General features: G+C 41.4%; 4 protein-coding genes. 3 read left to right on the forward strand and 1 reads right to left on the reverse strand.

From position 1 onward, the window contains the following. Window positions 1–94 precede the first annotated feature (94 nt). The 3 genes from acs (at window position 95) to MSG37_RS10880 (ending at window position 4,277) form a co-directional block, all read left to right on the forward strand. Window positions 95–2,047: an acetate--CoA ligase gene (acs, locus tag MSG37_RS10870; RefSeq protein WP_248470691.1), complete on the forward strand. Its 1,953-nt coding sequence runs from the start codon at window positions 95–97 to the stop codon at window positions 2,045–2,047. Between the two features lie 124 nt (window positions 2,048–2,171). Beyond that, window positions 2,172–3,914: a DEAD/DEAH box helicase gene (locus MSG37_RS10875; protein ID WP_248470692.1), complete on the forward strand. Its 1,743-nt coding sequence runs from the start codon at window positions 2,172–2,174 to the stop codon at window positions 3,912–3,914. 96 nt (window positions 3,915–4,010) lie between these two features. Beyond that, entirely contained in the window at window positions 4,011–4,277 is a 267-nt protein-coding gene (locus MSG37_RS10880; RefSeq protein ID WP_248470693.1) for a GrxA family glutaredoxin, read from the forward strand. 59 nt (window positions 4,278–4,336) lie between these two features. Here MSG37_RS10880 and MSG37_RS10885 read toward each other — a convergent pair whose 3' ends face one another. Then, complete coding sequence (locus tag MSG37_RS10885) at window positions 4,337–5,497, reverse strand: DcaP family trimeric outer membrane transporter (protein ID WP_248470694.1); 1,161 nt, start codon at window positions 5,495–5,497, stop codon at window positions 4,337–4,339. Between the last annotated feature and the right edge of the window lie 1,101 nt (window positions 5,498–6,598).

A 6,598-nucleotide genomic window follows, 5' to 3' on the forward strand; every position in this document is an offset into this window, starting at 1 on the left:
TAAGGAAAATATATTACTAGACCAAGGTCTAATAGAGAAAGAGGCCGTTCCCAATTCATACTCAGCTTACGCATTATTAGATAAGGGAAGCCCAATGAGCACGCAGTCTCTCTATAAAGTACCAAGTGACATCGCTGCAAACGCACTGGTAAACGACGAACAATATAAAAAAATGTATCAGGAGTCGATAGTCAATCCTGAAGGTTTCTGGAGAGAACACGGCAACCGTATCGACTGGATCAAACCATTTACTAAAGTTAAAGAAACTTCTTTCGACGACCACAATTTATTTATTAAGTGGTTTTATGACGGTACGCTCAACGCCTCTGCTAACTGTCTAGACAGACACCTAGAAAACAATGCCGACAAATTGGCTATTATCTGGGAAGGTGATGACGCAAATGATCAACGCACACTAACCTACGGCGAACTACATGCAGAAGTGTGTAAGTTTGCCAATGCCCTACGAAGCCAAGGCGTGCGCCGCGGTGACGTGGTTACTGTGTATATGCCAATGGTACCGGAAGCCGCTATCGCAATGCTCGCATGTGCCCGCATAGGTGCAATCCATTCAGTGGTATTTGGTGGTTTCTCACCGGATTCAATTGCATCACGTGTTATCGACGGAAACTCAAAAGTGGTTATTACCGCCGATGAAGGCGTTCGTGGTGGCCGCATTATTCCGCTTAAAGCTAACATTGATGAAGCTTTGTCTCATCCTGATGTTAACTGCATTGAAAAAGTCATTGTAATGAAGCGCACCGGCGGCGATATCAACTGGGTTGAAGGTCGTGATATCTGGTGGGAATCATTAATGGAAACCGCTTCAGAACATTGTGTTGCTGAAGAAATGGGTGCTGAAGACCCACTGTTCCTACTTTATACTTCAGGCTCAACGGGCAATCCTAAAGGCGTACTCCATACAACCGGTGGTTACATGGTTTACGCGGCAATGACCCATGAGTATGTATTTGACTACAAAGAAAACGAAGTTTACTGGTGTACAGCCGATGTAGGTTGGATCACTGGTCACTCATACATGGTTTACGGCCCACTTGCGAACGGCGCGACAGTGCTTATTCATGAAGGTGTACCTAATTATCCAAGCCCAGCTCGTCTAGGTGAGATGATTGATCGCCACAAGGTTAATATTCTTTATACTGCACCAACACTCATCCGCGCATTGATGGCGGAAGGTAAAGAGCAATTTGCCGGTTTTGATGGCAGCTCACTACGCATTATGGGCTCGGTCGGTGAACCGATTAATCCTGAGGCATGGCGCTGGTATAACGATGTGATTGGTCATGAAAAATGCCCAATTGTTGATACATGGTGGCAAACTGAAACCGGTGGTATTTTGATTAGCCCACTGCCAGGAGCAACCGATACTAAACCTGGTTCTGCAACGCGTCCATTCTTCGGTGTACAGCCTGCCCTTGTTGATAACATGGGTAATATTGTTGAGGGAGCAACTGAAGGTAATCTCGTTATCTTAGACTCTTGGCCAGGACAAATGCGTACCGTATTTGGTGACCACGACAGATTTGTCCTCACTTACTTTAAAACCTTTAGAGGCATGTACTTTACTGGTGACGGCGCTAAACGTGACGAAGACGGTTATTACTGGATCACCGGCCGTGTAGATGATGTGATTAATGTCTCAGGTCACCGTCTAGGTACAGCTGAAGTTGAAAGCGCACTAGTCTCGCATGAGCAAGTTGCTGAAGCTGCTGTTGTTGGTTACCCGCATGATATTAAAGGTCAAGGGATCTATGCTTATGTCACTTTAACTAAAGGGACAGTAGAGACCGAAGAACTGCGTCAAGAGCTTCGTCAATGGGTGAGAAAAGAGATTGGCGCATTAGCGACCCCTGATCTTATTCAATGGGCTGGCGGTCTACCTAAAACACGCTCAGGTAAAATCATGCGTCGCTTCTTACGTAAGATTGCTGCCAATGAAGTGACTAACTTAGGTGACTCTTCTACTCTGGCAGATCCTGCTGTTATCGATACCTTAATCGAGACACGTCTAAATCGTAGCGAATAAGCTATTTAACCACTTTGATTGTGTTATATCCCTAGCCCCTCTTCGAGGGGCTTTTTTTGTTTACCGCTTTAGCCTAAATATGGGATCATTTCAGATATCGTTTTAAATTAACTTAGGTCTATTTGTGCAACTAAGAGATTATCAACAGCAATCGGTTGACGCCGCCATAAGCCACTTTAAAGCTAGCACCGACTCAGCCGTGCTCGTTTTGCCAACTGGCGCAGGCAAAAGTATTGTGATTGCTGAACTTGCTCGAATAGCCAAAGGAAGAGTACTAGTCCTTACTCATGTGAAAGAACTTGTTGCACAAAACGCTGAAAAAGTTGGTCTATTAACAACTGAAGCTAAAATCTATTCGGCAGGACTCAATCAAAAATCAACTGATGGTAAAACCGTTGTCGCAAGTATTCAGTCAGCGGTTAAACAACCGACCCAGTTTGATGAGCCATATAGCTTAGTCATTATTGATGAATGTCACCGCGTTAGCCCTGATAAAGACAGCCAATACCAACTGTTGCTCAGCCACCTCAAATCTAAAAATAGCCAGCTAAGGTTGCTGGGACTGACAGCAACACCTTATAGACTAGATCTGGGTTGGATCTATCGCCACCACTATCACGGTAAAGTTGGCAACACTGAAAAACCTGTGTTTGAAAAATGCATATTTGAACTACCAATGCGCCCTCTTATTAAACAGGGCTTTTTAAGTCAACCCAAAATGTTTGATGGCTTAAGTGCGCAATATGACTTTAGTGAACTAACGGCATCAGCAACAGGTGAGTATAACGAGAAAGAAGTAAACTCTATTCTTAATCACTGCGGCCGCGCCACAACTGCAATTGTTAAGCAACTTATTGATTTTGGTGCCAGCCGCCAAGGAATTATTATATTTGCAGCTACCGTTAAACACGCTGAAGAGATTGTCGAAAAGCTCGCATCTGAGCAAGTTGCGCTTATTACCGCCAAAACATCTCGAGAAGATCGCGACAGGTTGATCAACGAGTTTAAAGCCAAGCAAATAAAGTATTTAGTCAATGTAGCCGTATTAACTACCGGCTTTGACGCACCTCATGTTGATCTTATCGCTATATTGCGCCCTACGGCCTCTGTAAGCCTATTTCAACAGATGGTTGGCCGTGGGTTAAGAATTGATAAAAATAAGGCTGAGTGCCTTGTGATTGATTATGCGGCCAATGGCTATGACCTTTTTTATCCAGAAGTTGGCCAACCAAAACCCAATAGTAAATGTAAGCCTGTACAAGTGCATTGCCCTGTTTGTGATTTTGCCAATATATTTTGGGGATTAACTGATAATGATGGCGATATCATCGAGCACTTTGGCAGACGTTGCCAGGCTGTGGTTGAAGTTGATGGCAAGAAAGAGCAATGCGATTTCCGCTTCCGCTCTAAATCATGCCCAAACTGTGGTGAAGAAAACGACATTGCAGCCAAAGTCTGCCAACATTGCCAATCCGTTTTAGTTGACCCTGATAAGCGTCTTAAAGAAGTGCTACAACAAAAACATCATCACCTATTCAAATGTCAAAGTATGCTCCTAGAAGCACAAACAGAACGCCTAGTCGTGCGCTACATAGATATCGATGGCAATGATTTTTGCCGTTACTTTAAAATGCAAACGCCTGCGCAGATCCGTGCCGTATTTGCTCTGTTTATTTTCCCCCATAGCCGCACTCCAGGCATGCAATACAAAAAATATAAGCTGCCACAACAACTCGTAGATGACCAAGCGTTATTTAGGAAGCCTGATTTATTATTACTAAAAAAAGGCAAAAAAGGTTGGGAGCTAATGGAGTCAATATTTGACTATAAAGGGCGTTATCAAACTGAAAAGTCTCATTTTGAATGAAATTAGTTAATGTGATGAAGCCGACTTTGAATATCAATTAGAACAATTGCAATGGCTATGATATAAAGTGCTCAAGCTAAAACTGAGGAAGCTATTATGTTTGTTGTAATTTTCGGTCGTCCAGGTTGTCCTTATTGTGTACGTGCAGTACAAGTTGCTGAGCAGCTAACTGAAAAGCGTGATGATTTTAAATTCAAGTACGTAGACATCCACGCAGAAGGGATCAGTAAAGCTGATCTAGAGAAAACTGTTGGTAAGCCAGTTGAAACTGTGCCGCAAATCTTTGTAGACCAAGATCATATTGGTGGCTGCACTGAGTTTGAACAATATGTTAGAGATAACAACTTAATGCCAGCGGCTTAAGTTTAAAACTCAATACAAAAAGGAGGCTTACGCCTCCTTTTTAGTTTTATTTCAATAATCTAGAGCACATACTTCATAGAGAAAATTACGCGGTTAAGCTCTCCGTCAACGCCATTTTCTTTAGTGTTTTTAGCATACATGTATTCAACACCCACGGTTAGCGGCTTTACAGGAGAATACAGTAAATTGATATAACCAGAATAAGAGTCCTTATTGACGTTATTTCCACTCAAATCAACATTATTATCGGCTTTAAAGCCAGAACCGGTAATACTTGTTCTCCACTTATCGTTCCACCAGTGACGGTACGAGATATAACCACCATAAGAACCAATGGTTTCAATATCACCATTGCCGTCTAATACACCTGCATTCACATAATTTAGCGCCATATAACGCCCAAGCCCTTCACCATATGTAGCAGACATCTTAATATCATCCTGACCCACAGGAATTACGCCAGTAAAGCTCACACCATAGCCAAACTCAGTGGCATCGATGGGATTGGCAGTATCTTTATTCATCTCAATATTAAGCTGTCTTGCAATACCCGCAAACGTAAAGGCCATGCCACTTTCAGTTTTCATGTTATAACGAGCGACAAAATCTGGCACCATGCCACTACCACTCGTTACCCGATCACCGTTAGGATCTCTGTAGGTATTCAAGGTTGTTTCAGGGTTTTCTGCAGAAAACTGAAAGCCACCATTAGTATATCTAACCATTGTTTGACGAACGAACGGCGTACCATCTGCTGCGCCAACAAAGTCTAAGTTTTCAGGTAATGCACCAGGATTTTGAAAAGTAGTCCACATTTGACCTGCTGCCCAGTTATCAAAGCTCACAAATGCTTGGCGAATACGCGGAGAATAACTATTTGAAACGCGTTCATTACCATCAGTGTGAGTCATAAAGTCCAGCTCAATAAAGCCTGAAAGTTTATGGCCATTTAAATCAGTAGATGTTTTGAAATTAAAGCGAGATTCTCTAGCTTGAAAATCTACAACCTGTTTGCCATTACTTGCATCACCATAAATGGTGCCCGGCACGTAAAACTGACGAGATAAGCTGCCAGAGTCTGGCGCACCGTTACTATAATCGCTAAACATTACATCTGCTTTTACATAGCCTCCAAATTGAAAGTCTGTATCAGCTTGAGCGCCAAGGCTCATTGCGGTGATAGTTGCAGCTCCAATTAGCGTTAACTTTGCTTGTTTCATTCCCTTTCTCCCAGATACTTTTTATTATCCATACAAAATATGACCGAGTTAACAACTAGGCAACATTAGCAATAGGTCTATTAGACAAAGGTATTGCGCGAGATGCTAATTTATAACGTCCGTATGTCACGCAGTTATATTAGTAAAGAATGAAGCAAAGTGTTAATTCATCATAAAAGTTATGTAGTTAGGCCCTCTATCTTATTCTGTTTGTTTGAATATCACTTAATCTAAACCCAATCAAAACCCAGTGCTTATACAATTAAAACAACAACTTAAAGCTGCATAAGACCATGTATTAAATCGTCAAAAATTAATTTGTAAAATCACTGAAGAATTAGGCACTTTTATTAAGCAAATGCATATTCTCTCTTCGCGGAGCTGCCAGAAAACACCTTTAACTAGTTGTGCTATTTAGTCTAAAAACGCTTATCTAAAAGCATTTACGGTACTTGATAAATCGAGTGTGATGATTGAGAGGGTTTATTGGGAGTGACAAATAAATTCAAGGATCCAATAGATTAGCTCAAGTAAAAACTGATAAGTAAAAGGTAATAAACTTCGACAAATTCTATGAAGAGTTATGAAGGGTTATGAAGAGTAAAGCCAACTAAATACTCGATTATAAATTCAGCAGAGCTAAGACAGTTCTTAATTAGCAATTTTAGCTGAAAGTAATAAGGATTCAAAAAAGGAGAGTAAAGCAAAGGAAATGGTGGAGCCTGAAAGATTCTAACTTTCGACCAATTCGACAAAGAGCAAAGCCAACTGCATGATCGATTATAAAATCGACTGAGCTAAGACGATTCTTGATTAGTAGTTTTAACTAAAATAATAGGAATTTAAACATGAAGGGTAAAACAAAAGAAGTGGTAGGTCTTGAAGGATTCAAACCTTCGACCAATTCGACAAAGAGCAAAGCCAACTGCATGATCGATTACAAACTCGACTGAGCTAAGACAACTTTTAATTAGTAATTTGAACTAAAACGATAGGGATTTAAAAATGAGAAGAAAAATAAAAGAAGTGGTGGGTCGTGAAGGATTCGAACCTTCGACCAATTGGTTAAAAGCCAACTGCTCTACCGACTGAGCTAACGAC

This window comes from Shewanella sp. 1CM18E (assembly GCF_023161665.1).
GTDB lineage: Bacteria > Pseudomonadota > Gammaproteobacteria > Enterobacterales > Shewanellaceae > Shewanella.